Below are 24,560 nucleotides of genomic sequence, written 5' to 3'. Positions count from 1 at the left end.
ACGCACGGAACGACGTATCGCCACTTGCATCGCTCCGGCGAAGCGTATATCAAGCGCTCACTTTCGGACCCTTTCCGAGCGCCGCTTTAGCTCAGTTGGTAGAGCACATCATTCGTAATGATGGGGTCGTCAGTTCGAGTCTGACAAGCGGCACCACTCTCCCCTGCAAATTCTCTTCAGGCAGATCCGTGCAGCGACCGGCGTGCCGCTGTTGCGATATTATTCGGCAGCAGTGGCGGCCGATGGGCGGTCCCTTGTGCGCCTGTCGAGCAGGTGGTGCGTCAGCCCGGCTGCGATCCAGATCCCGCTCAGCGCAACCCAGGCCGTGACCGCGAAGACCGAGGCACCCGTAACGCCGGCTCCCACCGCGCAGCCGCCGGCGAGCATCCCGCCGAACCCCATCAGGGCTGCCCCCAGCAGGTAGCGCCGCATGGACGGGCCGTCGTGAAAGCCGACGATCTTCCATTCCCGAGCAAGCAATGCGGCTAGAGCCGAGCCGAGAAAGACGCCGGGAACCAGCCCCACATCGAAATCGAGCGCGCCTCCCGGCGGAGAGAGCACGAGCATCAGGGTGTCGGCGGAGGGGCCGGTGAAAGTCACCGCCTCCACCTGGACCGGGTCAAAGGCCTGACCCGCCATGCCGGCGGTGAACCACCATGCCAGCGGTATCGTCAGCCCGGCGGCCGCCGCCGCAGCAGCCTGCCAGATCGGTATGCGGGCACGCAAGGCAACGAACAGCCCGGCTCCGAGCCACAGAGCGGCGAATGCCAAGGCCCAACCTGTCGTGGTGCCCGTGAAGGCGAGAAGATCGTTGCCGCCGATCTCGGTGGTGGTGAATCCTGCGGCCAGCCATTCGCGCAGAGGTCGCAGGATGCCGCGAAGGCTTGCCTGGGCGACAACCGCAAAGACGAGCCCGGAGAGCAAAGCCCTGAGATTTCCGGTCGCGGAGAGAACGAGAAGCCGGCTGGCGCAACCGCGCGCCAAGACCATGCCCGCTCCGAACATCAACCCGCCAAGTGCCGCTCCCGACAGGCTTTGCGGTGAGGCGATCTGGCGCGCCTCGGCAAGCTGCGCCAGATCGCTGAAGACGAGCAACTGGGTTCCCAGCACTGCGGCGGAAAAGGTCAGCAGCCAGATGGCGAGTTTGGGACCGGGCGTGCCTTCGACGAATTCGACCACGGCCGCGCGCAGGCAGAACCGGCTCTGCTGGGCGAAAGCGCCGAACATGAGACCGATCGCCAGGCCGCCAAAGGCGAGAATGGCAGGCTCGGGGAAGCGATCGAGCAGGAAGGCGAGGTCCATGGTCATGTTCCGAAGGCCGGGATTGGACATTCCGCAGCGAAAGGGCGGCGAGAGCCCGTCGCATTGACGCGGGTCAAGCCACGCCCTTATAAATTCAAAAAATACTATATTTATTTGGAGGAGATGTCATGAGGCGAGAAATCCCGAGGATCGATCGAAGAACGCTTCTGTCGGGGGCGGCCGCTGCCGCCGCCGCGCTTGCCGGATCGGGATTGCCCCTGGGCCCGGCCCGGGCTTCGACGCTCGCGCTGGGCGACGCCTCGCTTCAGGTCGTCTCGGACGGCAACCTCGTCCTGCCGATGGGTTTCATTCTGCCCGACCGCTCGAAGGCCGAGATCGAGACCCTTCTTGCGCCCCATGGATTGCCCAGCGATCAGGTGGAACCGGCCTGCAATTTGACGCTGTTCAGGACGGGCGACCGGCTCGTGCTGTTTGATGCCGGCTCGGGCGCCAATTTCCAGCCGACGGCCGGTCGGCTCGGCAGCAGTCTGGCGGCGGCGGGCGTCGATCCATCGGACATCACCGACGTCGTCTTCACCCACGCCCATCCCGATCACATCTGGGGCGTACTCGACGATTTCGACGAGCCGGTCTTTTCAAGCGCCCGCCACTGGATCTCGCAAGCCGAATGGGACTTCTGGCGTGCGGAGGATACGCTGTCGCTCATGCCGGAGGAGCGCAAGTCCTTCGTCGTGGGCGCCCGCAACCGGTTCGATGCGATCGAGGCGGCGGTATCCTTCTTCAAGGCTGGCGACATGCCGGTGCCGGGCGTGGAGGCCGTCGACACCACGGGGCACACGCCGGGCCATGTCTCCTTCATGCTGCACGGGGGGCCGGACCCGGTGCTGGTGACGGGAGACGCAATCACGCATCCGGTCATTTCGTTTGAGCGACCTGATTGGGAGATCGGGTCCGATCAGGACCGGGCGCAGGGCGCCGTCACGCGCAAGGCGTTGCTCGACCGGCTTGCTGAAGACAAGGCAGCCATCGTCGGTTTTCATCTGCCCTATCCAGGCATAGGCACTGTGGAACGCTCCGGCGGTGCCTATCGGTTCCTGCCGGCATGAGGGGCTTGCCACCTGGTTTCGGGGTTCGGAAAGCTTATTCTGCCGGGTGGCTGCGGTTGAGGCCGGGGATCAGCGCCCTGACGGATCCCTCGATCAGCCAAGCGAGGCCCAACCGGGCGCCGATGACGATGGAGAAAAAGACGATCGGCGCGGATATGGCGAGCGTCGAGACGGCCGAGATTCCTTGTCCGATCGTGCAGCCCATTGCAAAGACCCCGCCCACGCCCATCAGGCTCGCGCCCATGAAGTGGCGGCCCAGTTCGCGAGCGTCGTCGCAGGCTTCCCAGCGGGCGTCCTTCTTCCGCCACGCGCCTATACCGGCTCCCATCAGCGTGCCGGCGATGAGCCCCACGCCGTAGTCGGGTAGCGTGCCGGTATAGGTAATGAACTGCAGCAGCGTATCGCCGACGGGTACCACGAAGGAGGCCGCCTCGATCTGGACGGGACCGAAGGCGTGCCGGGCCGCCCAGGTCGTGGCGATCCAGCCGAAGGAAACGGAAAGGCCGATGAGCGTCCCCGTGGCCATTTCCGGAAACGCGCGACGATACGAACGGTCGGAAAAGATCCAGCCGAGCATGGCGAGTGCGGTTGCCGCAGCAACGAGCGGACCGACGGAAAAGCCGAGACCGGCGGAGACAAGGCCTCCAAGCGACTGGTCGCCGGCGGCGGAGAGATCGAGCGCCAGATCGTCCACGATGAGAATGCGCAACGGCGCCAGCAGCCCGCGCTGGGCGGTCAGAGCGGCCAGCCCCAGGACGATCAGGACGACCGCAGACCGCAGGCTGCCGCCTCCCAGGCGGATTACGGCGCCGAAGCCGCAGGTGCCAACGAGCGCCATTCCGAAACCGAACATCAGGCCGCCGAGCACGGCGCCGGTCAGGCCGAAGTCGGGATCGAGATAAAAACTCTGCGAAAGATCCGCATATCCGAGGAAACTGGCCGCCTGGCTGGCGATCAGGGCGACGGTTGCCGCGAGGACCCAAGTCCGCAAGCCGCGCGAGTCGCCTGCGTACCAGTGCCGTTCCAGCGCGGAGAGCGTGCAGAAACGGTTGATGCGGGCGGTGTAGCCGAGGACCGCGCCCGCGCCCAATCCAAGGACCGGCAGCAGCACCTGCGGGTCAATTCCATCCATTGTCGCCTCCTCCCGGGCCCGCTCTTGTGGCGGCGTTCCCTTCAAGCGACGACGAGCATGACGGAGGGGAATGTGGCGTTCAAGAAGATTCGCGGATGGCAGCCGCCCCCGCTCAAGCGTCGGGCTTGGGGGGCCGTACCGGCGCGCAGAACATCGAATAGAGGTTCTCGATGATGCCGCGCACTTCGTCGTCGACGAGCGAATAGAAGATCACCCGCCCCTCGCGACGCGGGTTGACGAGGCCCTCCATGCGCAACCGGGCCAGCTGCTGGGAGACGGCCGCCTGCGGCATGGTGAGAATGTCCTCCAGTTCTGAGACCGACTTCTCGCCCTCCGACAGAATGCAGAGGATCAGAAGCCGGGTCTCGTGCGACAGGGCCTTGAGAAGATCGCTCGCCTTGCGCGCCTGCTCCATCAGCGCATCGCGTTCGTGCGGATCGGCCAGATCGGCCAGGGCTGGAAGGTTCTTCATCATTCTCGGTTCGTTCCGACTGCTGGTTTTCCGCGTGGTTGCCGGTTCCGTGAGAAGGTGAACCGGACCGCCCCTTAATTCAGATATGGCCCCGATGAACGAAAAGGCCCGGCTGGCTGGCAAGTCAGCGCGCCCGCTGTATATCCGCCGGCTCCAGCTTCCGGAGCATGTCATCCAGAAGTGGCCAGAAGAAATTGTCCCCCGGATAGCCGCGCATGCGTGCGCGTTCGCGACCGTGTTCCACCAGAATGAACGTGGGCGTCAACCGATCGGGCGCGATACCCGAAAGATCATCGGGCCAGGGCCTCGTGATGTCCACGGTGCGGAGCGGCGCGAGGCGACCTTCCGGCGTGTTGGCGTAAGCCGGGGCGATCTCGCTCCGGAAGCGGGCGCACCATGCACATCCGGGCTGCTCAAGCATCAGGAGTTCCGCGGCCTGAGCCGGCTGCGCCACGGCGGCGAGCGCCGCAAAAGCGACGGCGAACAAGCGTCCAGGATCGTTCATTTGCCGGCCCTCCGTATTCCCCGATTGCAAAATATAGGAACATCTGAATATTTTCATCTATCAGATCGCAGACGGATGGTCGCAAGTCCCGATCGCAAAACAAGCGGCGGCCGCAAGGGTGGAAACGACCGGGGAGGTTCGTCGAATGCTCGATGTTTCGTTCAGCGCGGCATTTCTCGCGGGCCTGCTCTCTTTCGTCTCGCCCTGCGTCCTGCCGATCGTTCCGCCCTACCTGTGCTATCTCGCCGGCATCAGTTTCGAGGAGCTTTCCGGCGAAAAGCCGGCGCCCGGCACGGCGCGGCGCATCGTCTGGGCGGCGGTCTTCTTCGTCGCCGGCTTTGCCACCGTCTTCGTGGCTCTGGGCGCGACCGCCAGCGTCATCGGCCAGACGGTCGCGCGCTACTTCGATACGATGGCGATCGTTGCGGGGATCATCATCGCGGTCATGGGCCTGCATTTTCTCGGCGTCTTCCGCATCGGCCTGCTCTACCGCGAAGCGCGGGTGAATGTCGCAAAGAAGCCGGCGGGGCTCGTCGGCGCCTACGTGATGGGGCTCGCCTTCGCCTTCGGCTGGACGCCCTGCGTCGGCCCTGTCCTGGCGGCCATCCTGTTCATCGCAGGCTCTACGGCAACGGCCGCCAAGGGGGCGGCGCTGCTTGGGGTCTATGCCGCCGGCATCGGCTTGCCGTTCATTCTGGCAGCAGCGTTCGCCGGCCGGTTCCTCGGCCTGGCGACAGGATTGCGCCGGCACATGGCCCTGATCGAAAAGGCGATGGGCGGCCTGCTGGTTCTGACCGGCGTCCTGTTCATGACCGGCCAGATGTCGGCGATCGCCCAGTGGCTTCTGGAGACCTTCCCGGTTTTCACCCAGGTTGGATAGGCCACAACGGCACATGGGAGGAGAGGATCATGTTCAAGGGATTTTGGATGGCGCTGATGCTCGCTGCGACGCTTGCCGGAGCGGGTGCCGGCAGCGGCGCCCGTGCGGCGTCGCTCGGCGATGACGGGCTGCACAAGGAGGACTGGTTCGCCATCACCTTCCGGGATGTTGCCGAAGACATCGATGCCGCCCGCGAGGAGGGCAAGCGGCTGGTTCTCGTGTTCGAACAGCGCGGCTGCATCTACTGCGCGAAGATGCACGAGCAGCTTCTGTCCGATCCCGAGGTCTCGGACTTCATCAAGGCGCACTTCAAGGTCGTGCAATACAACATGTTCGGCGACGAGGAGGTGACGGATCTTGACGGAGAGGTGCTCACCGAGAAGACGGCTGCGCGCAAGTGGGGATACGTCTTCACACCCACGCTCGTCTTCATGCCGGAAGAGGCGCCAGAGGGCATGAGCGCGGCCCAGGCCGCCGTTGCCACCATGCCGGGCGCGTTCGGTAAATGGACCTTCCTGAACATGTTCCGCTGGGTCTACGAGAAGGGCTACGAGGGCGACGAGCATTTCCAGAAATATCACGCCCGGATCATCCAGCAGCTGCGCGACGCGGGCCGTTTGAAGGACGAATAGATCCACGGATTCAATCGTTTGAATAAAGGCAGGAATCCCTGCTTCACAAAGCATGCAAAAAATCATATCTTTTAATATATCTAAACTCCACGTTGTCGCGGGATGAGGATTGCGACCGGCGTGGCGGGGGGAGAACGCAAGCCGGAATACCGGCTGTAAATGGGAGGAAGCGGCACATCATGCGCATGCAGATGAACAAGGCGGCCGCCGGCCTGGCGGTGGGGGCGGCCCTGCTCGGGTCCGGCATCGCGCTTGCCGGAACGATCGCGCCGGAAGCCGTGCGGATCGAGGACATGGAGCTGTCCCGGCCGCTGACCGATACGCCGGGTGATCCGGCGAAGGGGCGGGACGTCTTCGCAGACCGAAAGCTCGGCAATTGCCTGGCCTGCCATGCCAACAAGGATCTTTCGAACGAGCTCTTCCATGGTGACGTGGGCCCCTCGCTCGACGGCGTTGCTCAGCGCTGGTCGCCGGCGCAGTTGCGCGCGATCGTGGTGAATTCGAAGACGGTTCTGGGCGAGGCGACCGTCATGCCCGGCTTCTACTCGCTCGATGTGGGGGCCGATGTCGCCGAGGAATTCGCCGGCAAGACGATCCTGTCGGCGCAGGATGTCGAAGACGTCGTCGCCTATCTGACGACCCTCAAGCAAGACTGACCAATCAAGGAGGACGCGATGACGTTCAATCGTCGCGAAGCATTGGCCGTGGCCGCAGGCGCTCTGGCATTCGCGGTAACCGGCGCGCGCATCGCCTGGGCCGCCGCAGAGGATACGAAGAAAGCCCTCATGGACTTCACGGGCGGGGCCGAACCGCAGACGGGCCGCATCACGCTTGATGCGCCGGAAATCGCCGAGAACGGCAACACCGTGCCCGTGTCGGTATCGGTGGAGAGCCCGATGACGGCCGAGGACTATGTGGAATCCGTCACCATTCTGGCGGAGGGCAATCCCAGTCCCGCGGTCGCCACGTTCCACTTCACCGCAATGAGCGGCGAGGCGGCTGCCTCCACGCGCATGCGCCTTGCCAAGACCCAGAACGTCATCGCGGTCGCGAAGATGAGCGACGGCTCGGTGTTCATGGACACCAAGGAAGTCAAGGTCACCATCGGCGGCTGCGGCGGCTAGAGCACGGCAAGGCCGGAACGGATATCGCCGGTCCGGCCGACGAGGAAATGCTCTGAAGGTCAAAGTTCAAGGAGAGAGCCGTCATGGCCAAAGTCAAACCGCGCGTCAAACTGCCGAAGAAGGCGGAAAAGGGCGAGATCGTCACGATCAAGACGCTGATCAGCCACCCGATGGAATCTGGCCAGCGCAAGGACAAGAGCGGCAACGTCATCCCGCGTCAGATCATCAATTCCTTCAAGTGCGAGTTCAACGGCAAGCCGGTGTTCGCGTGCGACATGGATCCGGCGATCTCGGCCAATCCGTATCTGGAATTCACCGCGAAGGTCGAGGAAAGCGGAACGTTCGCCTTCACCTGGGTGGATGACGACGGCAGCGTCTACACGACCGAAGAAAAGATCACGGTCGAATAAGAGCCGACATTTCTGCCGGGAGGAGACGGCAAAGCCGAGGGGAGGAAGGCAGTTGAGAAAGGCAATCGTATTTGGCGCGGCAGCGCTTGCGATCGTCGGCGCGGGGGCCGCAAGTTTCGCCGAGCCGGTCGATGACGAACTGGTCATCGACGGCGAGACGAAGATCATAACCCGCGCCAAGGCGCCGGAGGGAAGCCCCTTCGAAGAGGTGACGTCGGGTTGGCTCTACCGCACGAAGGAAACGCGGGCGCTTGAAGCCGATTCATTCGAAAATCCCGGCATGCTCTATGTGGAACGTGGCGAGGAAATCTGGAACACGGCCGCAGGCGCCGCCGGCAAGTCCTGCGCCGAGTGCCACGGGGATGCTTCGGAAAGCATGAAGGGCGTCGGCGCCCACTATCCCAAGTGGAACGCCGAGGCCGGCAAGCCGTTCAATCTGGAGCTCCAGATCAACGCTTGTCGCGAAGCCAACATGAAGGCCGAGCCTTACAAGTTCGACGCCCCGGACCAGAAGGCGCTCGTCACCTACATCAAGAACCAGTCGCTTGGCACTCCGGTGGCGATCGATCTGGATGCCGGCGAGATGCGGGCGTGGTGGGAGAAGGGCAAGGAGGCCTACTACACCCGCATGGGCCAGCTGAACCTTTCCTGCGCGAGCTGCCACGAGCAGAACAACGGCAAGTACATTCGGGCAGATCACCTCAGCCAGGGCAACACCAACGGGTTCCCGACCTACCGGTTGAAGCAGGCGAACATGGTTTCGCTGCACAACCGCTTCCGTGGCTGCATCCGCGACACGCGGGCGGCCCAGCCCAAGGCGTTTTCAGACGTGCTGATGGCGCTGGAAGTCTATGTCGCGTGGCGCGGAACCGGTCTTTCCGTCGAAACGCCCGCCGTCCGACAATAGCGAATACGAACGCGGCGGCCTGCACGCCGCGTTCGCTTGGGATTTCTTGAACCGACAGACGAACGGCTTGCCGGGCGCACGGGGTTTCGTGCGCTGCCGGGGAAGCTTTGCCCGAAAGGCACCCTGAAGGGCCCGACCCGGGCCAGATAGGGTGACCCCCGGATAGGGCGATCCAAGGAGCGAAGAACCGCATGTTCTCCAGACGCGAATTCCTCATGGCGGCGGTGGCGACGAGTGCCGTGCTCGGCTCCGGGATGGCGGGGCGCTGGAGCCGCGCCATGGCGCAACAGCGGCTCACCGAGGACGGTCTCCTCGCCATGGAGGGGACCGGCAACCTGACGCTGGTGCATGTCACCGACATCCACGCGCAGCTCAAGCCGATCTATTTCCGCGAGCCCTCGATCAACCTGGGCGTCGGCGAGGTGGCCGGCAAGCCTCCGCACGTGACGGGCGCCGATTTCCTCAAGCTCTACGACATCGACCCCGGTTCGCCGCACGCCTACGCGCTGACGTCGGAAGATTTCGTCTCGCTTGCCAGAAGCTACGGCCGGATGGGCGGCATGGACCGGGTGGCGACCGTCATCCGCCGGATCCGCGAGGAGCGCGGCGCCGAAAATGTGGTGCTGCTGGACGGCGGCGACACCTGGCAGGGCTCCTACACGGCGCAGCAGACGCAAGGTGCGGACATGATCGAGATCATGAACGCGCTTTCTCCCGACGCGATGACCGGGCACTGGGAATTCACCTATGGCACCGACCGGGTGAAGGAGGCCATCGACGCGCTTCCCTTCGCTTTCCTCGGCTCCAACATCTACGACAACGAATGGGACGAGCCGGCCTTCGAGCACACGCTCATGCTGGAGCGCGGCGGCACCAAGGTCGCCGTCATCGGCCAGGCCTTCCCCTATACGCCGATCGCCAATCCGCGCTGGATGATCCCCGGCTGGTCCTTCGGCATCCGCGAGGAGGACATCGCCAAGCATGTGGAGGAGGCGCGAGAGGCAGGTGCTGAAGTGGTCGTGCTGCTGTCGCACAACGGCTTCGACGTCGACCGCAAGCTCGCCTCCCGCGTGCCCGGCATCGACGTGATCCTGACCGGCCACACCCATGATGCGCTGCCCGAGCCGGTGATGGTCGGCACGACGCTGGTGGTGGCCTCCGGCTCCAACGGCAAGTTTGTATCGCGCATCGATCTCGACGTGCGCGACGGGCGGGTGACCGACTGGGCCTATCGGCTCATTCCGGTCTTCTCCGATGTCATCACGCCGGATGCGGAGATGGCGGCGCTGATCGACAAGGTCCGCGCGCCCTATGAGGCGGAGCTTTCTCGCGAACTGGCGACGACGGACGCTTTGCTGTTCCGGCGGGGCAATTTCAACGGCACCTTCGACGATCTGATCTGCGAAGCGCTTCTGCAGGAACGCGATGCGGAAATCGCGCTTTCGCCGGGCTTCCGGTGGGGGACGAGCGTGCTGCCGGGCGACGCGATCACGGTCGAGGATCTCCATAACGCCTGCGCGATGTCCTACCCGGCGGCCTATCGCTCCACCATGAGCGGGGCGACGCTGAAGGACGTGCTGGAGGATGTGGCGGACAATCTCTTCAATCCCGATCCCTATTACCAGCAGGGCGGGGACATGGTCCGCGTGGGCGGCATGGGCTACGCGATCGACCCCAAAGCCGCCATGGGCTCCCGGATATCCGACATGACGATGCTGTCCACCGGAGAGCCGATCGATCCGGCGCGCGACTATACGGTCGCCGGCTGGGCCTCGGTCAACGAGGGGACGGAAGGCCCGGCCATATGGGACGTGGTGGAAAGCTACCTGACGCGGACGGGCACCGTCAGCCTGCCGGAAAACCAGTCCGTCAGGGTGACGGGCTGATGGACGACAAGACAAGACGCGGTCGAGGGACGACGATGACTGAGACAAGCAAGCCGGCCCCCGGAATGAACCGGCGAGGCTTCCTGAAGGCGGGACTGGCCGCCGGCGGCGCTGCCGCGTTCGGCGGTGCGGCGGGGGCGGCCGAGAGCGATCCGCTCATCACTCAAGTGCAGGACTGGAACCGCTATCTCGGTGCCGGCGTACAGGCCGCGCCCTACGGCGTGCCCTCCGCGCACGAGGCGCATGTGGTGCGGCGCGATGTCGAATGGCTGACGGCCTCGACCGAGAGCTCGGTGAACTTCACGCCGCTGCACGCGCTCGATGGCATCATCACGCCCAACGGGCTGTGTTTCGAGCGCCACCACGGCGGCGTCGCCGACATCGCTCCGGCCGATCACCGGCTGATGATCAACGGGCTCGTCGACAAGCCGCTGGTCTTCACCATGGCCGATCTGATGCGTTTCCCGCGTGAGAACCGGGTCTATTTCCTGGAATGCGCCGCCAATTCCGGCATGGAGTGGCGCGGCGCTCAGCTCAACGGATGCCAGTACACCCACGGCATGGTCCATTGCGTGATGTATACGGGCGTGTCGCTGAAGACGCTGCTCAACGAGGCCAGGATCAAGACCAACGGCAAATGGGTGCTGGCGGAAGGTGCCGATGCCGCCGCCATGACCCGCTCCATTCCGATGGAGAAGGCACTCGACGACTGCATCGTCGCCTTCAAGATGAATGGCGAGGCGCTCAGGCCAGAACAGGGCTATCCGCTTCGGCTCTGCGTTCCGGGGTGGGAAGGCAACATGTGGGTAAAGTGGTTGCGTCGGCTGGAGGTCGGCGACGAGCCGTGGCAGCAGCGCGAGGAAACATCCAAATACACCGATCTGCTGGCCAACGGAAAGGCGCGGCGCTTCACCTGGGTGATGGACCCCAAATCGGTCATCACCAGCCCCTCGCCGCAGATGCCGATCACGCATGGGAAAGGGCCCCTGGTGATCTCGGGCCTCGCCTGGTCGGGCAACGGCCGGATCAAGCGGGTCGATGTCTCAATCGATGGCGGCCGCAACTGGACCACCGCGCGCATCGACGGGCCAAGCCTGCCCAAGGCGCTGCACCGTTTCTATCTCGATATCGACTGGGACGGGTCGGACCTGTTGCTGCAGTCGCGCGCGCTCGACGAGCACGGTTTCTACCAGCCGACCAAGAATGCGCTTCGGGCCGAGCGCGGCGAAAATTCCATCTACCACAACAATTCGATCCAGACCTGGCATGTGAAAGAGGACGGAAGGGTTGAAAATGTCGAAGTTTCTTAAATCCCTGATCGTCTTCTCCGCCCTGGGGTTCGCTGTTCCGGCGATGGCTGGCGACGGGGAGAAATTCGGGCTCGGGCGCACGGCGACGCCCGAGGAAGTCGCCGCCTGGGATATCGATGTGCGGCCGGATGGACTTGGTCTTCCCGAAGGCCACGGCACCGTGGCTGAGGGCGAAGTGCTGTTCACCGACAATTGCGCAGCTTGTCACGGCGATTTCGGTGAGGGTGTCGGACGCTGGCCGGTTCTCGCCGGCGGGCAGGGCACGCTGAAGGACGACAGGCCTGAAAAGACGGTCGGCTCCTACTGGCCCTATCTCTCCACCGTCTACGACTACGTTCGCCGCGCCATGCCCTTCGGCAATGCCCGTTCGATGACGAATGACGAGATCTATGCCCTGACGGCCTACATCCTCTATCTGAACGACATCGTGACGGACGAGGACTTTGAGCTCTCCAAGGAGAACTTCACCTCCATCCATTTGCCTAACGAGGCCAATTTCATTGAGGACGGGCGCGCCGAAGAGCCGTTCAACGAAACGAAGGCCGAACCTTGCATGAGCAATTGCAAGGACAGCGCGGTGGAAATCACCATGCGGGCGCGTATCCTCGATGTGACGCCCGGCCGCGCGGACGACGAAGGAGCCGGTGCGGGATCCGTGGATTGACGTTCTCCGGGAAGGAACGACGATGGCGGCACTGACCAGAAGGCGCTTCGGGTTGCTTGCGGCAGCGGGCGTCGCGAACCTTGCCGCTCCGTCGCTTGTCGGGGCGCAGGGCGTGCCCCGCGTCGTCGTCGTTGGAGGCGGTGCAGGAGGGGCGACGGCGGCCCGTTACATCGCCATGGACGCGGGCGACGCGATCGACGTGACGCTGATCGAGGCCAATGCGATCTATACGACCTGCTTTTTTTCCAACCTCTATCTCGGCGGTTTCCGCAGCCTTGCGTCGATAACCCACGGCTATGATACGCTGGCTGCGGACTACGGGATCAATATCGTCAACGCCCGTGCTGAGGCCATCGATCGCGAGGCGAAGGCGGTGCGGCTCGCGGACGGCGGCAGGGTCGCCTATGATCGGCTTGTCGTCGCTCCGGGCATCGATCTCGTCTATGATTCCGTTCCCGGCTATTCGCGGGAAGCGGCCGAAATCATGCCGCACGCCTGGGAGGCGGGGCCGCAGACCCGGCTCCTGAAAGATAGGTTCGACGCGCTCGAGGACGGGCAGCAGATCGTCATCGTGCCGCCGCCCAATCCGTACCGCTGTCCGCCCGCCCCCTACGAACGCGCATCGGTCTTCGCCCATGTGCTGAAGGCGAAGGGACATATGGCCTCGCGCATCATCATCCTCGATCCGAAGCCGAAATTCTCCAAGCAGGCGCTGTTTTCCGAAGGCTGGGAGAAATATTACCCCGGCATGGTCGAATGGTACGGTCCGGATGTGCACGGTGGCATCAAGGGCGTCGATCCGGCTGCAGGAACAGTGGAGACGGATTTTGACACGTTCCATGGCGCGCTCGTCAACGTGATCCCGGCGCAAAGGGCGGGCCTTATCGCCCAGGATGCCGGGCTGGCGGACGAAAGCGGCTACTGTCCGATCGATCCGGCCTCCATGCGCTCCAGGATGGACGAGGCCATCTTCGTTCTGGGCGATGCCGCGATCGCGGGCGACATGCCGAAGTCCGCCTTTGCCGCCAACAGCCAGGCGAAGGTCGCGGCCATGACCGTGTGCGGAGACCTGACCCGATCCGAGGTGTTTCCGGCGAGCTATGCCAATACCTGCTGGAGCCTGATCGAAACGGACGACAGCGTGAAGGTGGGCGCGCAATACGAGCCGACGGCGGAAAAGATCGCATCGACTTCGCACTTCATTAGCCAGACACACGAATCCGCAAAGGTGCGGAAGGCGAATTTCGAGGAATCGCTCGGTTGGTATGTGGGCATCATCGCGGACATCTTTGGCGCGTGAGCCGCGGCGGGGCGCGCCCTACTTGCGCTTGCGGCCGTAGATCTCCAGCCGGTGATGCACGATCTCGTAGCCGAGCTTGCGGGCGATCTCTTTCTGCAACTCCTCGATCCGATCCGACGTGAATTCGATGACGGCACCGGTGTCGATGTCGATGAGATGATCGTGGTGGGTGGCGTCGGCATGCTCGAAGCGCGAGGGGCCACCTTCGAACGTGTGCCGGTGGATGGCGCCCTTGTCCTCCAGAAGCTTCATCGTGCGGTAGACGGTGGAAAGCGAGATGCTTGCATCGACGCGCACGGCACGGCGGAAGATCGCCATGGCGTCGGGATGATCGTCGCGTTCGGCGAGGATTTCGAGGATGACCTTGCGCGGCCGGGTGATGCGTACCCCGGCTTCGCGCAGGACGCGCTCGTAGTCGCTAAGGTTCACGTGTTCCGTCATGGCGGTCAGGATATCCCGCGCGACGGTCGGTGCAAGTGCGGCGCAAAGGCTTTCCGCTCAATAGATCGTCCGGGCGAGATGCTCTGCATAACCCTCGTCATAGGCACGGGCGTCGAATGCCTCGTCGAGCGCCTTGATGATCGTGCCGGTGGAGGGCAGGGCGGATCGCTCGATCTGTGTTTCCTGGTCCCACAGCCGCGAGCGGGCCAGTGCCTTCTGGCACTGGAAATAGACCCGTTCGGCGCTCACCCGCAAAACGGTCGCAGGCTCCTTGCCGTTCATGGTGAAGGAGGCGCGCAGGTCCGGGTCGGTGGTGATTTCTGCCCGGCCGTTGATGCGCAGCGTCTCGCCGATGCCGGGGATCAGGAACAGCAGGGAAACGCGGGGGTCGCGAACGATGTTCCTCAGCGTGTCGATGCGGTTGTTGCCTCTCCGATCGGGGATCAGGACGGTGTTCCTGTCCGTTACCCGTACGAAGCCGGCCGGATCGCCGCGCGGCGAGCAGTCGAGCCCTTCAGGACCAACGCTGGCGATGACGACGAAGGGCGCGGCCTCGATAAAGGCGCGATAGTGCTCGGAGATGTGGTCGAGTTCCTTGACCAGCGACCGCTTGGCGGGTTCGCCGTAAAGCGCCTCGAGCTGTGCAATCGAGGTTACCTGATGATCCGTGCCGGACATGGTTTTCTTCCTCCCAGGTCGGCATTCCGAAGGTCGACCGGTCCGGGGCAGTGGCTTGCGCCCGAGCCGGCCGATCCGTCGCGTGCCGATGTCACCCCAGCTTTTTCATCTCGGCCAGGATCGCGTCGCCCATCTCGGTGGTGCCGACGGCGGTCATGCCTTCGCTCATCAGGTCCTTGGTGCGCAGGCCCTTGTCGAGCGTCGCGGAGATCGCCTTCTCCACCAGATCGGCTTCCTCGATGAGGTTGAAGGAATAGCGCAGCGCCATGGCGAAGGAGGCGATCATGGCGATCGGGTTCGCCGCACCGGTGCCGGCGATGTCGGGCGCGGAGCCGTGCACCGGCTCGTACATCGCCTTGCGCATGCCGGTCTTGGCATCGGGGGCGCCGAGCGAGGCGGACGGCAGCATGCCGAGCGAACCGGTCAGCATCGCCGCGATGTCCGACAGCATGTCGCCGAACAGGTTGTCGGTGACGATGACGTCGAACTGCTTTGGCCAGCGCACGAGCTGCATGCCGCCGGCGTCCGCCAGCATGTGCGAGAGCTCCACGTCCTCGAACTCGCGGTCATGGACGGCGGTGACGACCTCGTTCCACAGAAGGCCCGACTTCATCACGTTGCGCTTTTCCATCGAGCACACCTTGTTCTTGCGGGTGCGCGCAAGATCGAAGGCGACGCGGGCAATGCGCTCGATCTCGAAGGTGTCGTAGACCTGCGTGTCGACGGCGCGCTTCTGGCCGTTGCCGAGATCGGTGATCTCCTTCGGCTCGCCGAAATAGACGCCGCCGGTCAGCTCGCGCACGATCAGGATGTCGAGGCCTTCGACCACATCCGGCTTCAGCGAGGAAGAGGCGGCAAGCGCGGGATAGCAGATGGCTGGGCGCAGATTGGCGAAGAGTTCCAGATCCTTGCGCAAGCGCAGCAGGCCTGCCTCGGGGCGCGCATCGTAGGGCACGCCATCCCACTTCGGTCCGCCGACCGCACCGAAGATGACCGCGTCGGCGGCCATGGCCTTGGCCATGTCCTCTTCGGAAATCGCCTTGCCGTGCGCATCGTAGGCCGCGCCGCCGACGAGGCCCTCGTCGGTCTCGAAGGTCGCGCCGCCCCGGGCGTTGAACCAGTCGATGATCTTCTTCACTTCGGCCATGATCTCGGTGCCGATGCCGTCGCCGGGAAGAAGCAGCAGATTGTGCGTAGCCATGGGAGTTTCCGCGCCCTGTTCGTTGAGACTGTCGGTGTTTTTGCTAAAGGCTGTCGTGTCGGTTGGCAAGGCTCGGCGCGTGGCTTGCGGTACGCCTCTTTCGCGCTATCGCAGCCACGCCAGAAGGCCTGCCTCGTCCGGCGTGCGGGCGATATCGGTGGAACAGCCCGCCGCAACGAGAGGCTCTGCCGCGGTTTCGGAAATGGCGATCGCCCGCAAGCTCGCCGGATCGATCCCGCCCGTCCGGATGGCCCGGACGAAGGCTTCTGCGGTGCGGCGCGAATAGACCAGCACAACGTCGATCCTTCCGGCCATGAACGCGTCGAGCACATCGGCGGGCAGGCGCTGGAGCTTTCGCGCGCCGTAAAGCTCCACGAGCCTGACTGCGAAACCGGCCTCTTGAAGCTGGACGTCGAGATCGCCCCGACGCTCCCGCCCGCAAGGGTAGAGGATCGTTCCGGCGACGCCCGCAAGCGCCCTCGTCATCCCGGCGGCCAGTGCGTCGGCATCGCCGGCAGCCGTTTCCACGCGGGCGAAGCCGGCAGAGGCCATGGCGTCCGCCGTTCGCGAGCCAACAGCGAAGACCGGCCGCGTCCGAAGGGCCTCGTATTCGGGGCGGTCGTGCAGTACCTCGGCCACCCGGGCGCTCGTCACCGCAATGGACGAAACGTCATCGGTTCGGAACGGCGGCGGCCGGAGCCGTTCGATCTCGAGCATCGGAGCGAACAGAACCTCGTGACCCGCGGCCCGCAGCCGTTCCGCGGTCGCGCGGGCCTGATCGATCGGCCGGGTGAGGAGGATGCGCATTGTGGCCGGTGCTCCGCCTTGACGGGCGCGATTACAGCGTCAGGAACCCCGGTCCGGCTTCCGCCTTCAGGGCGCGGCCCAGATCCGCGCCCATCTCGGCAGCGTCGTCACTGGTCCCCTCCCGCATGCCTTCGTGCGCGGCGCTGCCATCCGGCTTCAGCATGAGGCCGCGCAGCACGACCGTGCCCTCCGCCACGCGGGCAAGCCCCGCGATCGGCGTCCGGCACGAGCCGTCAAGTTCCTTCAGGAAGGCGCGCTCGGCGGCCAGACAGATGGCAGTCTCCTCATCGTGGATCGCCGCAAGCAAGGAGCCGATGCGTTCATCATCGATCCGGCTCTCGATGCAGATGGCACCCTGACCGACGGCGGGCAGGAAAGAATCCTCGTCCAGCACCGAAGTCGCGACATCGGCCATGCCGAGCCGGCGCAGGCCCGCATAGGCGAGAAGCGTGGCATCCACGACCCCCTCCTCAAGCTTCTGAAGCCGCCGCTGAACGTTGCCGCGATAGGTGACGACCTCGAGATCGGGCCTCAGCCGCTTGACGATGGCTTGGCGACGCAGCGAGGCGGAGCCGACGATGGCTCCGGCCGGCAGGTCGGCAAGCGTCATCGCCCGGGGCGAGATGAAGGCGTCGCGCACGTCCTCGCGCGGCAGGAAGGCCGAGATCTCAAGCCCGTCGGGCAGCACGGTCGGCATGTCCTTGGAGGAATGCACCGCCAGATCGATCTCGCCGGAATAGAGCGCGTCCTCGATTTCCTTGGTAAAAAGGCCCTTGCCGCCGACTTCGGCCAGCGGCCGGTCGAGAATCCTGTCGCCGGAGGTCTTGATCACCACGATCTCGAAGGCGTCTTCGGGAAGCGCGTGTGCCTTCATCAGGCGATCGCGCGTCTCGTGGGCCTGGGCGAGCGCCAATGCACTGCCGCGCGTGCCGATCCGGACAGGTTTCGATTGCAATGATCTTGATCCCGGGTTAGGGCCGCTCCTATCCGGCTTTCAAGACCGGATACTGTAGCGGCGAAGGTGGGCCGGTCTCACCGGCGATGATCCGCAATGATAAGGCCCGATGGCGCCATGTCCAATCCGCAAGCCGATGAAATGTCGGCGGTTCAAGAAAATTCCGCATCGGCATCCGGTCCGGTACTCGTGCTGGGCATCGAGACGAGCTGCGATGAAACCGCCGCCGGCGTCGTCCGGCGCGGTGCCGACGGGCGCGGGGAAATCCTGTCGAACGTCGTCCGCTCGCAGATCGAAGATCACGCGCTTTATGGCGGCGTGGTGCCGGAAATCGCCGCGCGCGCCCATATCGCCATGCTCGACGGCATCGTCCGGCGGGCGATGGAGGAGGCGGGCGTCGCGTTTGCCGATCTCGATGCCGTCGCCGCGACCGCCGGGCCCGGGCTTATCGGCGGTGTCATCGTCGGCCTCATGACCGCCAAGGCGATCGCGCTTGCCGCCGACACGCCGCTCGTCGCGGTCAATCATCTGGAAGCCCACGCGCTGACGGCGCGGCTGACCGACGGCGTCGCCTTTCCCTATCTGATGCTGCTCGTTTCCGGCGGGCATACGCAGTTCGTTCTGGCGCGAGGCGTCGGCGACTATGTACGTCTCGGCTCCACGATCGACGACGCGCTCGGCGAGGCCTTCGACAAGACGGCGAAGCTGCTGGGCCTGCCCTATCCCGGCGGCCCGGCCGTGGAACGGGCCGCGCGCACCGGCGACGGCACCCGGTTCGATCTGCCGCGCCCGCTCCTCAACCGGCCGGGGCTCGACATGTCCTTTGCCGGGCTCAAGACGGCGGTTCGCGTCGCCGCGGAGCGCGCCGCCCCTGTCAGCGATCAGGATGTGGCTGACCTGTGCGCCTCGTTCCAGGAAGCGGCCGCCGATGTGGTCGCGTCCCGTGCAAGACGGGCCCTGAAGGAATTTGCAGAGATGTTTCCGGCCATCGAGCCGGTTCTGGTGATTGCCGGCGGCGTGGCGGCCAACACGCGCCTTCGCCATGGCCTTGATGAGGCCGCGAGGGAGACGGGGGCACGGCTGGTGGCGCCGCCGATACATCTGTGCACGGACAATGCGGCTATGATCGCCTGGGCGGGCGCGGAGCGGTTCGCGCTCGGTCTCGTTGATCCGCTCGATGTCAGCCCACGGCCGCGCTGGCCACTCGACGGGACGGCCAAACCCATGCTCGGAGAAGGGCGCAAGGGGGCGAAGGTATGAAGTTCGACAGGATCGGGGTTGTCGGCGGCGGTTCCTGGGGCACCGCGCTGGCGCTGGTGGCGGCGCGTGCCGGACGCGATGTGAAGCTCTATGCCCGCGATCGCGATACGGTCGCGTCGATCAATCGCTCTGGGGAGGCGCCAAGGCTGCCGGGGATCCGTCTTGATCCCGCGCTCCATGCGACATCTCGTCTGGAGGAAGCGCTCAATGCGGATGCCGTGCTGCTGGTGACGCCGGCTCAGACGACCCGCGCGCTTGCCCTGCAGATGAAGCCCTTTCTCGCCTCCGGAACGCCCGTCGTGCTGTGCGCCAAGGGTCTGGAACACGGCAGCGGCGCGCTGTTGAGCGATGTTCTGGCAGATGCGCTGCCGGAGGCGGCGACCGCGGTTCTCTCGGGTCCGAGTTTTGCGACAGATGTCGCCAAGGGCCTGCCGACGGCGGTCACGATCGCCTCGGAGGATGCAGGCCTCGCCGACGGTCTTGCCCGGGCGCTCGCCAGTGACAGCTTCCGGCCCTATTCATCCATCGACGTGACGGGCGTGCAAATCGGCGGCGCGCTCAAGAACGTGCTGGCAATCCCCTGCGGCGCGATCGTCGGGCGCGGTCTCGGCGCCAGTGCCCAGGCCGCCCTGACGGCGCGTGGCTTCGCCGAGCTTTCCCGGCTCGCCAAGGCGATGGGGGCCCGGACCGAAACGCTCACCGGGCTGTCCGGGCTCGGCGATCTGGTGCTGACGGCCTCCTCGCCGCAATCGCGCAACATGGCCTTCGGGATCGAGATCGGTCGCGGGCGGACGGTTGCGGAACTCATGGCCCCCGGCGCCAAGCTCGTGGAAGGGGTCCACACGGCTCCGGTCGCGGTGGAACTCGGCAAACGGCGCGGGGTGGAGCTGCCGATCTGCGAGGCGGTGGCCGATGTTCTGGCCGGGCGGCTTTCGGTCGACGAAGCGTTGCAGGTCTTGATGAGCCGGCCGCTGAAGCGCGAAAGCTGAGGCTCAGCCGGCAGCCCGCAAGGCGTCGGCGAGCCAGGACAGGTGACGATCCTTGATACCGAGTTCCTTCAGGTGATCGGCGGTATTCAGCACATAGTCGCGGTTCGGGCCGGACTGACCGTTGCTTTCGCGCACGATTTCCAGCTGACGTTCCAGCGGCAGGGCGCCGGCATATTGCTCGTGCCCGCGCTCGACCACGTAGCCAAGTGCCTGGATGCGCCGGCCGTCGCCGAGGACGACGTCGCGCAGCACCTCGCGATAGACCATCGTCACCTGCTCGCGTGCGCGCAAATAGGCGATCACCTCGTCGCGGTGTTCGGCCTCGACGCGAAAGGCGAGGCCCCGGCACGCGCCGCCGCGATCGAGCCCGAGCACCAGACCCGGCCGCTCCTGCGTTCCGCGATGAACCCAGGAGTAGACGCAAAGCGAGCGGTGAAGACCGCGCAACAGGGCGGGAACGACCTCGGCATGCCGGAAACCCGGCCGCCACATCAGCGAGCCGTAGCCGAATACCCACAGATCGTCCATGCCGTACTCCGTGTCGCCGTTCGAAAGCCTGCCGCTCTAGCAGCGGGTTGACGCAGGTGCAAGAAGGGCATGGTCCCGCGAGGCATCGACAATCGTTCGATCCGCGGTTTCTTGCGCCCCGGAATTTGCTATGGCTCGCGCGCCACGATGCCGCCGTCCCGGCCCGTCAAGGATGGCGACGACGATGCGAGGGGTAGCCCTCGCCAGACCAGGAAACGTTCATCCATGCGCAAACGCTACATTCTTCTCGTGCTCGCCATTCTCGCGGTCGTCGCCGGCTGGTCGGGGTTCTGGTTTTACGCGGCGGGCGAAGTGGAGAAACGGCTCGATCTGGCGCTTGAGGAATTCGCGCGCGACGGGATGCAGGTGGTTTGCGAAGATCGCACGGTCGGCGGCTATCCGTTCCGCATGGAGGTTCGCTGCAAGACCGTGGTTGTGGTTCTTGCCGATGGCAGCAAGGTTGCCAACGGGCCCTTGCGCGCCGTCGCGCTCGTCTACAATCCGCGCCATATCATCGTTGAGGCCGATGCGCCTCTCGCGGCGAGGCTCGCAGCCGTTCCCGTCGATCTTTCGGGCCGGTGGAACCTCGCGCAGGCAAGCCTGATCTTCAAGGGCGGTACGGTGGCGTCGATGGCGGTTTCGCTCCAGGGCGTTGATGCGGCCGCGGCAGGCGGATTCGGAGCGCAAAAGGCGGCGGCCGAGCGGGCGGAGCTGCATGTGCGGCGCGCGCCCGACAAGCCCGATACCACCGACATCGCCGTCACGCTCGACAAGGGCTCGCTCGCGGGGGCACTCTTCAACGCCGATCCCTTCGATGCCGGGGTTCTCGTGCGGCTGCCGGATGGCACCGACTGGCTCGCGGGTCGCGAGCCGCCGCTGGCGATCATCGGCATGCCGATCGAGGTGAGGGAAGCCTTCATTTCACGCGACGATGCCCGTATCACCGCCAATGGCGTTCTCACATTGGGTGCGGACGGCTATTTCGCCGGCGATCTGGAGGTCACGGCGGCAGAGCCGGGCAGGGTTGCCGAACTCATAAGGCCGTTCTATCCGCCCGATTCAGCCATTCCCGCCGCCTTCCAGGGGGCTCTTTCCGGCTTCGGAAAGAAGACGACCCTGAATGGCCAACCGGCCGTCAGCGCCAAGCTGACCTTCCGCGAAGGTGGGGTCCGGATCGGCTTCATTCCCATTGCCCGGATGGTTCCCCTGTTCTGATCTCCCCTGAAGCCGCTGTGGTGGATCTGGTGTGCCGGCGCCGGGCGCTGCCGTTGCGGAGACGGAAAATTAAGGCTCCCGTGCAAATTGTGACAAGTCGGAATGTGTCCTTTCGCACCGTCGTCCGCGAGAAGACGGAATGAGGATCCGGCCGTGAAAGACCTGCCTGCGAACGGGGCTCGCCGGCTTCAGCGACAGAGACTGTTCATGAGAATGCTGCCGCGAGCATGGGGGCGACGTGCGTCGGGCCCGGATCGGTCCGATCCAGACACGGCGGATACCGCTGCGTCGAAGGCAGGGCCGCTTCATCTGCAATTCGACAGGATTTCCGCCCGCGCCCGCGCAATCCTGAGCGGCGAGGGGGATGCCGCCAGGGCACAGCGCATGGCGCTGTTCACCTTCGCCGTCCGCGTCTTCGGCGCGGCACTCGCCTACTTCCTGCAGGTCTTCCTCGCGCGCTGGATGGGCAGCCATGAATACGGCATCTATGTCGTGGTCTGGACCCTCGTTGTCGTACTCGGCGTGATCGCGCCGCTTGGGTTCAATTCCTCGGTGCAGCGGCTGATACCGGAATACCTCGCCTTCAACCAGATGGCGCTTCTGCGCGGTATCCTCTACGCCAGCCGGATTATCGGCGTGGTGTCGGCCACGTTCTTCATGCTGGTCACCATGGCCGTCTTCTGGTTCGGATCAGGCCATGTGCCCGACTATTACGTCGTTCCCGCCTGTCTTGCGGCCCTGTGCCTGCCGATGTTCACCCTGACCGACGTGCAGGAGGGCATCGCGCGCTCGCGCGACTGGGGCGATCTGGCGATCATGCCGACCTACATATGGCGGCCGCTGCTGATCCTTCTCGCCGTGCTTGCCGCCAGCCTCGTCGATTTGCCACACTCGGCGACGATCGCCTGTTTTGCGGCGATCTTTGCAACCTGGGGTGCTGCCCTTTACCAGAAGATTTCCATGGACCGGCGGCTGCGCCATCTGGTCGGGCCGGGGCCGCGGCAGTGGCTTCCCGGCGACTGGATACGCCTTTCGCTGCCGATCTTTCTCGTGGAGGGGTTCTTCACCCTGCTCACCAGCGCAGATGTGCTGATGGTCAGCTATTTCGAGCCTCCCGGAGAGGTGGCCGTCTATTTCGCGGCCGCCAAGACGCTGGCTCTCGTCCATTTCGTCTATTTCGCGGTCAAGGCGGCGTCGGCCCACCGCTATTCCCGACTGCACCACAGTGGCGACCATGCGGGGCTCGCCGACTATGTGCGGCAGTCGGTGGCCTGGACCTTCTGGCCTTCTCTGCTTTTCGCGGGCGTCCTCTTTGTCTTCGGCGATTACGTGCTGAGGCTTTTCGGCAGCGATTTCACCGGCGGCCACGACATCCTCGCCCTGCTGATGATCGGGGTGCTCGCGCGCGCCGCCGTCGGGCCCGTCGATGCGCTGCTGACCATGGCCGGCGAGCAGAAGCGTTGTGCGGTGGCCTATGCGGCGGCGTTCGTCGTCAACGTGACGCTGAACGTCACCCTCATTCCGTATTACGGCTTGATCGGCGCTGCGCTTGCGACAAGTATTTCCATGTGTTTCGAAGCTTCCAGCCTGTACTGGGTGGCCCGGACCCGTCTCGGCATCCGGTCCTTCATCTGGACCGTCGGCGGCAAGGGGGAGGGGAGAGACGATGGCCAGTGACCAGACCCTGCCAGACGAAGATCCTTCCGAAGATCCCTCGTCGCTCGCCGCACCGTCCCTGGTCAGTTCGCTCGAACCCCTGTTCATGACGCTGCTGGAGGCCGAGGCCGAACTTCCGGCCTGGCAGGCGCTGGCGAGCCACGCCCTGGAGCCCAATCCGTTCTTTCGCCCGGAATTTCTGCTCCCCTACTTGCGTTTTGCGGAGCCGGCCGTCGTCTCGATCGCTGCCGTGCGAAGGCGGTCTGGCGGCGGCCTCGTCGCCCTTGCTCCGCTCGGACGGCGCACGCTTGGTCTTGCATGGTCCGCACCCCATGTCTGGACCCATCCCTATGCGCCCCTGGGCACGCCGCTGCTTGCGCCCGACTGCGCCGAGGCGGCGGCGATGAAGCTGCTGCGCCTTGCACAAATGCAGATGGGGCCACTTCTCGCTCTGCCGGAACAACGGCTGGAGGGGACCGTGGCTGACGCCCTGCGCAGCGCGGCGTGCGAACTGGGACTGAAAGTCGGCCAGACAGCGACCTATCTGCGACCTGTCCTTCCAGTGGAAGGGTCGATGGAGCACTATCTCGCCGATTTCTCAAGCCAGCGGCGACGCGGCTATGCCAAGGGATATCGCCGGCTCAAGGAGCTTGGGCATCTCGTGCGCGATCATCTGCGCGGCGCGCACGCGGCTGTGGCCTTCGACGATTTCCTGGCGCTGGAGGAAGCAGGCTGGAAGGGGGAAAGCGGATCCGCGCTCGCCTCCAATCCCCACCATGCGGCTTTTGCCCGCGAAGCGGTCGGCCAGCTCGCCGCATCGGGGTGTCTTATGCTCGACCGTCTGCGGCTCGATGACAGGACCATCGCGGCCGTCGTCTCGTTTCGTGACGGGCCTCGGGCGTTTGCCTGGAAAATCGCGTTCGACGAGGCCCATGCCCGGTATTCTCCCGGGGTGCAGGTGATGCTGGCGGCCATGGAGAACTATTTCCATCACGAAGCTTTGGCGGAAGTCGATTCCCTGGCGGGGCGAGCGCCATCGCTCGTCGACAGTCTTTGGCGCGAAAGGGCGTCCTTCGGGACATTGCTTATCGCGGGGGGAGGCTTTTCGGCGGCACGTCTCGCCTCGGCCCATGGCGATATTGCCACACATGACATGGCCAGACGTGGGGCGAAGGGAATGAAGGCGGTGCTGCGCCGGTTCCGCAAGACCTGATCGCGGCGCAGGTCCGCTGTGCTTTT

General features: G+C 65.0%; 26 protein-coding genes and 1 tRNA gene. 17 read left to right on the top strand and 10 right to left on the bottom strand.

Annotation, left to right across the window (positions count from 1 at the left end; translation table 11 throughout):
- Positions 1-80 precede the first annotated feature (80 nt).
- Positions 81-156: transfer RNA gene (locus tag V2L18_RS16385), tRNA-Thr, on the top strand.
- Positions 157-219: 63 nt separating this feature from the next.
- On the opposite strand, the gene V2L18_RS16380 is transcribed toward V2L18_RS16385, so the two are convergent.
- Positions 220-1,302, bottom strand: coding sequence for a YeeE/YedE family protein (locus tag V2L18_RS16380; RefSeq protein ID WP_336179363.1), 1,083 nt, complete (start codon positions 1,300-1,302; stop codon positions 220-222).
- A gap of 128 nt (positions 1,303-1,430) precedes the next feature.
- Here V2L18_RS16380 and V2L18_RS16375 point away from each other — a divergent pair, with 128 nt between their 5' ends.
- Entirely contained in the window at positions 1,431-2,369 is a 939-nt protein-coding gene (locus V2L18_RS16375) for an MBL fold metallo-hydrolase (RefSeq protein ID WP_336179362.1), read from the top strand.
- A 34-nt stretch (positions 2,370-2,403) separates the two neighbouring features.
- Here V2L18_RS16375 and V2L18_RS16370 read toward each other — a convergent pair whose 3' ends face one another.
- The 3 genes from V2L18_RS16370 to V2L18_RS16360 all read right to left on the bottom strand — a co-directional run bounded on the left by V2L18_RS16370 (position 2,404) and on the right by V2L18_RS16360 (position 4,478).
- Positions 2,404-3,501, bottom strand: a complete 1,098-nt coding sequence (locus tag V2L18_RS16370; RefSeq protein ID WP_336179361.1) for a YeeE/YedE family protein — start codon at positions 3,499-3,501, stop codon at positions 2,404-2,406.
- A gap of 112 nt (positions 3,502-3,613) precedes the next feature.
- Positions 3,614-3,973: a metalloregulator ArsR/SmtB family transcription factor gene (locus tag V2L18_RS16365; RefSeq protein WP_336179487.1), complete on the bottom strand. Its 360-nt coding sequence runs from the start codon at positions 3,971-3,973 to the stop codon at positions 3,614-3,616.
- A 124-nt stretch (positions 3,974-4,097) separates the two neighbouring features.
- Positions 4,098-4,478: a transcriptional regulator gene (locus tag V2L18_RS16360; protein WP_336179360.1), complete on the bottom strand. Its 381-nt coding sequence runs from the start codon at positions 4,476-4,478 to the stop codon at positions 4,098-4,100.
- A 145-nt stretch (positions 4,479-4,623) separates the two neighbouring features.
- Here V2L18_RS16360 and V2L18_RS16355 point away from each other — a divergent pair, with 145 nt between their 5' ends.
- The 10 genes from V2L18_RS16355 to V2L18_RS16310 all read left to right on the top strand — a co-directional run bounded on the left by V2L18_RS16355 (position 4,624) and on the right by V2L18_RS16310 (position 13,591).
- Positions 4,624-5,358 carry a cytochrome c biogenesis protein CcdA gene (locus V2L18_RS16355; RefSeq protein WP_336179359.1) on the top strand — a complete coding sequence of 245 codons (735 nt, stop codon included), beginning with the start codon at positions 4,624-4,626 and terminating at the stop codon, positions 5,356-5,358.
- A gap of 56 nt (positions 5,359-5,414) precedes the next feature.
- Complete coding sequence (locus V2L18_RS16350) at positions 5,415-5,990, top strand: thioredoxin family protein (protein WP_336179486.1); 576 nt, start codon at positions 5,415-5,417, stop codon at positions 5,988-5,990.
- Between the two features lie 179 nt (positions 5,991-6,169).
- Positions 6,170-6,646 (top strand): sulfur oxidation c-type cytochrome SoxX, encoded by a 477-nt coding sequence (soxX, locus tag V2L18_RS16345; RefSeq protein WP_336179358.1) that lies wholly within the window; start codon positions 6,170-6,172, stop codon positions 6,644-6,646.
- Positions 6,647-6,664: 18 nt separating this feature from the next.
- On the top strand, positions 6,665-7,114 hold the full coding sequence (soxY, locus tag V2L18_RS16340; RefSeq protein ID WP_107988793.1) for a thiosulfate oxidation carrier protein SoxY: 450 nt from the start codon (positions 6,665-6,667) through the stop codon (positions 7,112-7,114).
- Between the two features lie 83 nt (positions 7,115-7,197).
- Complete coding sequence (soxZ, locus tag V2L18_RS16335; protein WP_336179357.1) at positions 7,198-7,524, top strand: thiosulfate oxidation carrier complex protein SoxZ; 327 nt, start codon at positions 7,198-7,200, stop codon at positions 7,522-7,524.
- Between the two features lie 64 nt (positions 7,525-7,588).
- Entirely contained in the window at positions 7,589-8,431 is an 843-nt protein-coding gene (gene soxA, locus V2L18_RS16330) for a sulfur oxidation c-type cytochrome SoxA (protein ID WP_336179485.1), read from the top strand.
- A gap of 191 nt (positions 8,432-8,622) precedes the next feature.
- Positions 8,623-10,317 carry a thiosulfohydrolase SoxB gene (gene soxB / locus V2L18_RS16325; protein WP_336179356.1) on the top strand — a complete coding sequence of 565 codons (1,695 nt, stop codon included), beginning with the start codon at positions 8,623-8,625 and terminating at the stop codon, positions 10,315-10,317.
- Between the two features lie 35 nt (positions 10,318-10,352).
- Entirely contained in the window at positions 10,353-11,627 is a 1,275-nt protein-coding gene (gene soxC, locus V2L18_RS16320; protein WP_336179355.1) for a sulfite dehydrogenase, read from the top strand.
- The gene (locus tag V2L18_RS16315; RefSeq protein ID WP_336179354.1) at positions 11,611-12,291 is read left to right on the top strand and encodes a cytochrome c; all 681 of its coding nucleotides are present in this window, start codon (positions 11,611-11,613) and stop codon (positions 12,289-12,291) included. The genes soxC and V2L18_RS16315 overlap by 17 nt, the downstream gene beginning before the upstream one ends.
- A gap of 22 nt (positions 12,292-12,313) precedes the next feature.
- A complete protein-coding gene (locus V2L18_RS16310; RefSeq protein ID WP_336179353.1) occupies positions 12,314-13,591 on the top strand; it encodes an NAD(P)/FAD-dependent oxidoreductase in 1,278 nt (425 codons plus the stop codon).
- 18 nt (positions 13,592-13,609) lie between these two features.
- Here V2L18_RS16310 and V2L18_RS16305 read toward each other — a convergent pair whose 3' ends face one another.
- From V2L18_RS16305 to hemC, 5 genes are all read right to left on the bottom strand, one after another.
- Positions 13,610-14,032: a Fur family transcriptional regulator gene (locus V2L18_RS16305; protein WP_336179352.1), complete on the bottom strand. Its 423-nt coding sequence runs from the start codon at positions 14,030-14,032 to the stop codon at positions 13,610-13,612.
- 57 nt (positions 14,033-14,089) lie between these two features.
- Positions 14,090-14,710 (bottom strand): pyridoxamine 5'-phosphate oxidase family protein, encoded by a 621-nt coding sequence (locus V2L18_RS16300; protein ID WP_336179351.1) that lies wholly within the window; start codon positions 14,708-14,710, stop codon positions 14,090-14,092.
- Positions 14,711-14,801: 91 nt separating this feature from the next.
- On the bottom strand, positions 14,802-15,911 hold the full coding sequence (gene leuB, locus V2L18_RS16295) for a 3-isopropylmalate dehydrogenase (protein WP_336179350.1): 1,110 nt from the start codon (positions 15,909-15,911) through the stop codon (positions 14,802-14,804).
- Positions 15,912-16,016: 105 nt separating this feature from the next.
- Positions 16,017-16,718 carry a uroporphyrinogen-III synthase gene (locus V2L18_RS16290; protein ID WP_336179349.1) on the bottom strand — a complete coding sequence of 234 codons (702 nt, stop codon included), beginning with the start codon at positions 16,716-16,718 and terminating at the stop codon, positions 16,017-16,019.
- Between the two features lie 31 nt (positions 16,719-16,749).
- Entirely contained in the window at positions 16,750-17,673 is a 924-nt protein-coding gene (gene hemC, locus V2L18_RS16285; RefSeq protein ID WP_336179348.1) for a hydroxymethylbilane synthase, read from the bottom strand.
- Between the two features lie 141 nt (positions 17,674-17,814).
- Between hemC and tsaD the strand changes: the two genes are divergently transcribed.
- Both tsaD and V2L18_RS16275 read left to right on the top strand, forming a co-directional pair.
- Positions 17,815-18,933, top strand: coding sequence for a tRNA (adenosine(37)-N6)-threonylcarbamoyltransferase complex transferase subunit TsaD (gene tsaD, locus V2L18_RS16280; protein WP_336179484.1), 1,119 nt, complete (start codon positions 17,815-17,817; stop codon positions 18,931-18,933).
- Positions 18,930-19,922: an NAD(P)H-dependent glycerol-3-phosphate dehydrogenase gene (locus V2L18_RS16275; RefSeq protein WP_336179347.1), complete on the top strand. Its 993-nt coding sequence runs from the start codon at positions 18,930-18,932 to the stop codon at positions 19,920-19,922. Before tsaD ends, V2L18_RS16275 begins: the two co-directional genes overlap by 4 nt.
- A gap of 3 nt (positions 19,923-19,925) precedes the next feature.
- Here the strand turns inward: V2L18_RS16275 and V2L18_RS16270 are convergent, their stop codons facing one another.
- Positions 19,926-20,450 (bottom strand): gamma-glutamylcyclotransferase, encoded by a 525-nt coding sequence (locus tag V2L18_RS16270; RefSeq protein ID WP_336179346.1) that lies wholly within the window; start codon positions 20,448-20,450, stop codon positions 19,926-19,928.
- A gap of 225 nt (positions 20,451-20,675) precedes the next feature.
- Between V2L18_RS16270 and V2L18_RS16265 the strand changes: the two genes are divergently transcribed.
- The 3 genes from V2L18_RS16265 to V2L18_RS16255 all read left to right on the top strand — a co-directional run bounded on the left by V2L18_RS16265 (position 20,676) and on the right by V2L18_RS16255 (position 24,534).
- The gene (locus tag V2L18_RS16265; RefSeq protein WP_336179345.1) at positions 20,676-21,665 is read left to right on the top strand and encodes a DUF2125 domain-containing protein; all 990 of its coding nucleotides are present in this window, start codon (positions 20,676-20,678) and stop codon (positions 21,663-21,665) included.
- A 207-nt stretch (positions 21,666-21,872) separates the two neighbouring features.
- Positions 21,873-23,342 (top strand): lipopolysaccharide biosynthesis protein, encoded by a 1,470-nt coding sequence (locus V2L18_RS16260; protein WP_336179344.1) that lies wholly within the window; start codon positions 21,873-21,875, stop codon positions 23,340-23,342.
- A complete protein-coding gene (locus V2L18_RS16255; RefSeq protein WP_336179343.1) occupies positions 23,332-24,534 on the top strand; it encodes a GNAT family N-acetyltransferase in 1,203 nt (400 codons plus the stop codon). Before V2L18_RS16260 ends, V2L18_RS16255 begins: the two co-directional genes overlap by 11 nt.
- The last annotated feature ends 26 nt before the right edge of the window (positions 24,535-24,560 follow it).

The organism is Breoghania sp. JC706, assembly GCF_037026715.1.
Classification (GTDB): Bacteria; Pseudomonadota; Alphaproteobacteria; order Rhizobiales; family Stappiaceae; genus Breoghania.
The sequence above is the reverse complement of the archived record's forward strand: the minus strand, read 5'-3'. Positions and strand labels throughout refer to the sequence as shown.

Excerpts from the sequence above, each read along its gene's own strand:
- soxB (WP_336179356.1), top strand. The coding sequence starts at position 8,623 with ATGTTCTCCAGACGCGAATTCCTCATGGCGGCGGTGGCGACGAGTGCC.
- V2L18_RS16370 (WP_336179361.1), bottom strand. The coding sequence starts at position 3,501 with ATGGATGGAATTGACCCGCAGGTGCTGCTGCCGGTCCTTGGATTGGGC.
- V2L18_RS16360 (WP_336179360.1), bottom strand. The coding sequence starts at position 4,478 with ATGAACGATCCTGGACGCTTGTTCGCCGTCGCTTTTGCGGCGCTCGCC.
- leuB (WP_336179350.1), bottom strand. The coding sequence starts at position 15,911 with ATGGCTACGCACAATCTGCTGCTTCTTCCCGGCGACGGCATCGGCACC.
- V2L18_RS16270 (WP_336179346.1), bottom strand. The coding sequence starts at position 20,450 with ATGGACGATCTGTGGGTATTCGGCTACGGCTCGCTGATGTGGCGGCCG.
- tsaD (WP_336179484.1), top strand. The coding sequence starts at position 17,815 with ATGTCGGCGGTTCAAGAAAATTCCGCATCGGCATCCGGTCCGGTACTC.
- soxZ (WP_336179357.1), top strand. The coding sequence starts at position 7,198 with ATGGCCAAAGTCAAACCGCGCGTCAAACTGCCGAAGAAGGCGGAAAAG.
- V2L18_RS16365 (WP_336179487.1), bottom strand. The coding sequence starts at position 3,973 with ATGAAGAACCTTCCAGCCCTGGCCGATCTGGCCGATCCGCACGAACGC.
- V2L18_RS16300 (WP_336179351.1), bottom strand. The coding sequence starts at position 14,710 with ATGTCCGGCACGGATCATCAGGTAACCTCGATTGCACAGCTCGAGGCG.
- V2L18_RS16255 (WP_336179343.1), top strand. The coding sequence starts at position 23,332 with ATGGCCAGTGACCAGACCCTGCCAGACGAAGATCCTTCCGAAGATCCC.
- V2L18_RS16260 (WP_336179344.1), top strand. The coding sequence starts at position 21,873 with ATGAGAATGCTGCCGCGAGCATGGGGGCGACGTGCGTCGGGCCCGGAT.
- V2L18_RS16265 (WP_336179345.1), top strand. The coding sequence starts at position 20,676 with ATGCGCAAACGCTACATTCTTCTCGTGCTCGCCATTCTCGCGGTCGTC.
- soxY (WP_107988793.1), top strand. The coding sequence starts at position 6,665 with ATGACGTTCAATCGTCGCGAAGCATTGGCCGTGGCCGCAGGCGCTCTG.
- V2L18_RS16315 (WP_336179354.1), top strand. The coding sequence starts at position 11,611 with ATGTCGAAGTTTCTTAAATCCCTGATCGTCTTCTCCGCCCTGGGGTTC.
- V2L18_RS16380 (WP_336179363.1), bottom strand. The coding sequence starts at position 1,302 with ATGGACCTCGCCTTCCTGCTCGATCGCTTCCCCGAGCCTGCCATTCTC.
- V2L18_RS16305 (WP_336179352.1), bottom strand. The coding sequence starts at position 14,032 with ATGACGGAACACGTGAACCTTAGCGACTACGAGCGCGTCCTGCGCGAA.
- soxC (WP_336179355.1), top strand. The coding sequence starts at position 10,353 with ATGACTGAGACAAGCAAGCCGGCCCCCGGAATGAACCGGCGAGGCTTC.
- V2L18_RS16375 (WP_336179362.1), top strand. The coding sequence starts at position 1,431 with ATGAGGCGAGAAATCCCGAGGATCGATCGAAGAACGCTTCTGTCGGGG.
- V2L18_RS16355 (WP_336179359.1), top strand. The coding sequence starts at position 4,624 with ATGCTCGATGTTTCGTTCAGCGCGGCATTTCTCGCGGGCCTGCTCTCT.
- V2L18_RS16350 (WP_336179486.1), top strand. The coding sequence starts at position 5,415 with ATGCTCGCTGCGACGCTTGCCGGAGCGGGTGCCGGCAGCGGCGCCCGT.
- soxX (WP_336179358.1), top strand. The coding sequence starts at position 6,170 with ATGCGCATGCAGATGAACAAGGCGGCCGCCGGCCTGGCGGTGGGGGCG.
- V2L18_RS16310 (WP_336179353.1), top strand. The coding sequence starts at position 12,314 with ATGGCGGCACTGACCAGAAGGCGCTTCGGGTTGCTTGCGGCAGCGGGC.
- V2L18_RS16275 (WP_336179347.1), top strand. The coding sequence starts at position 18,930 with ATGAAGTTCGACAGGATCGGGGTTGTCGGCGGCGGTTCCTGGGGCACC.
- V2L18_RS16290 (WP_336179349.1), bottom strand. The coding sequence starts at position 16,718 with ATGCGCATCCTCCTCACCCGGCCGATCGATCAGGCCCGCGCGACCGCG.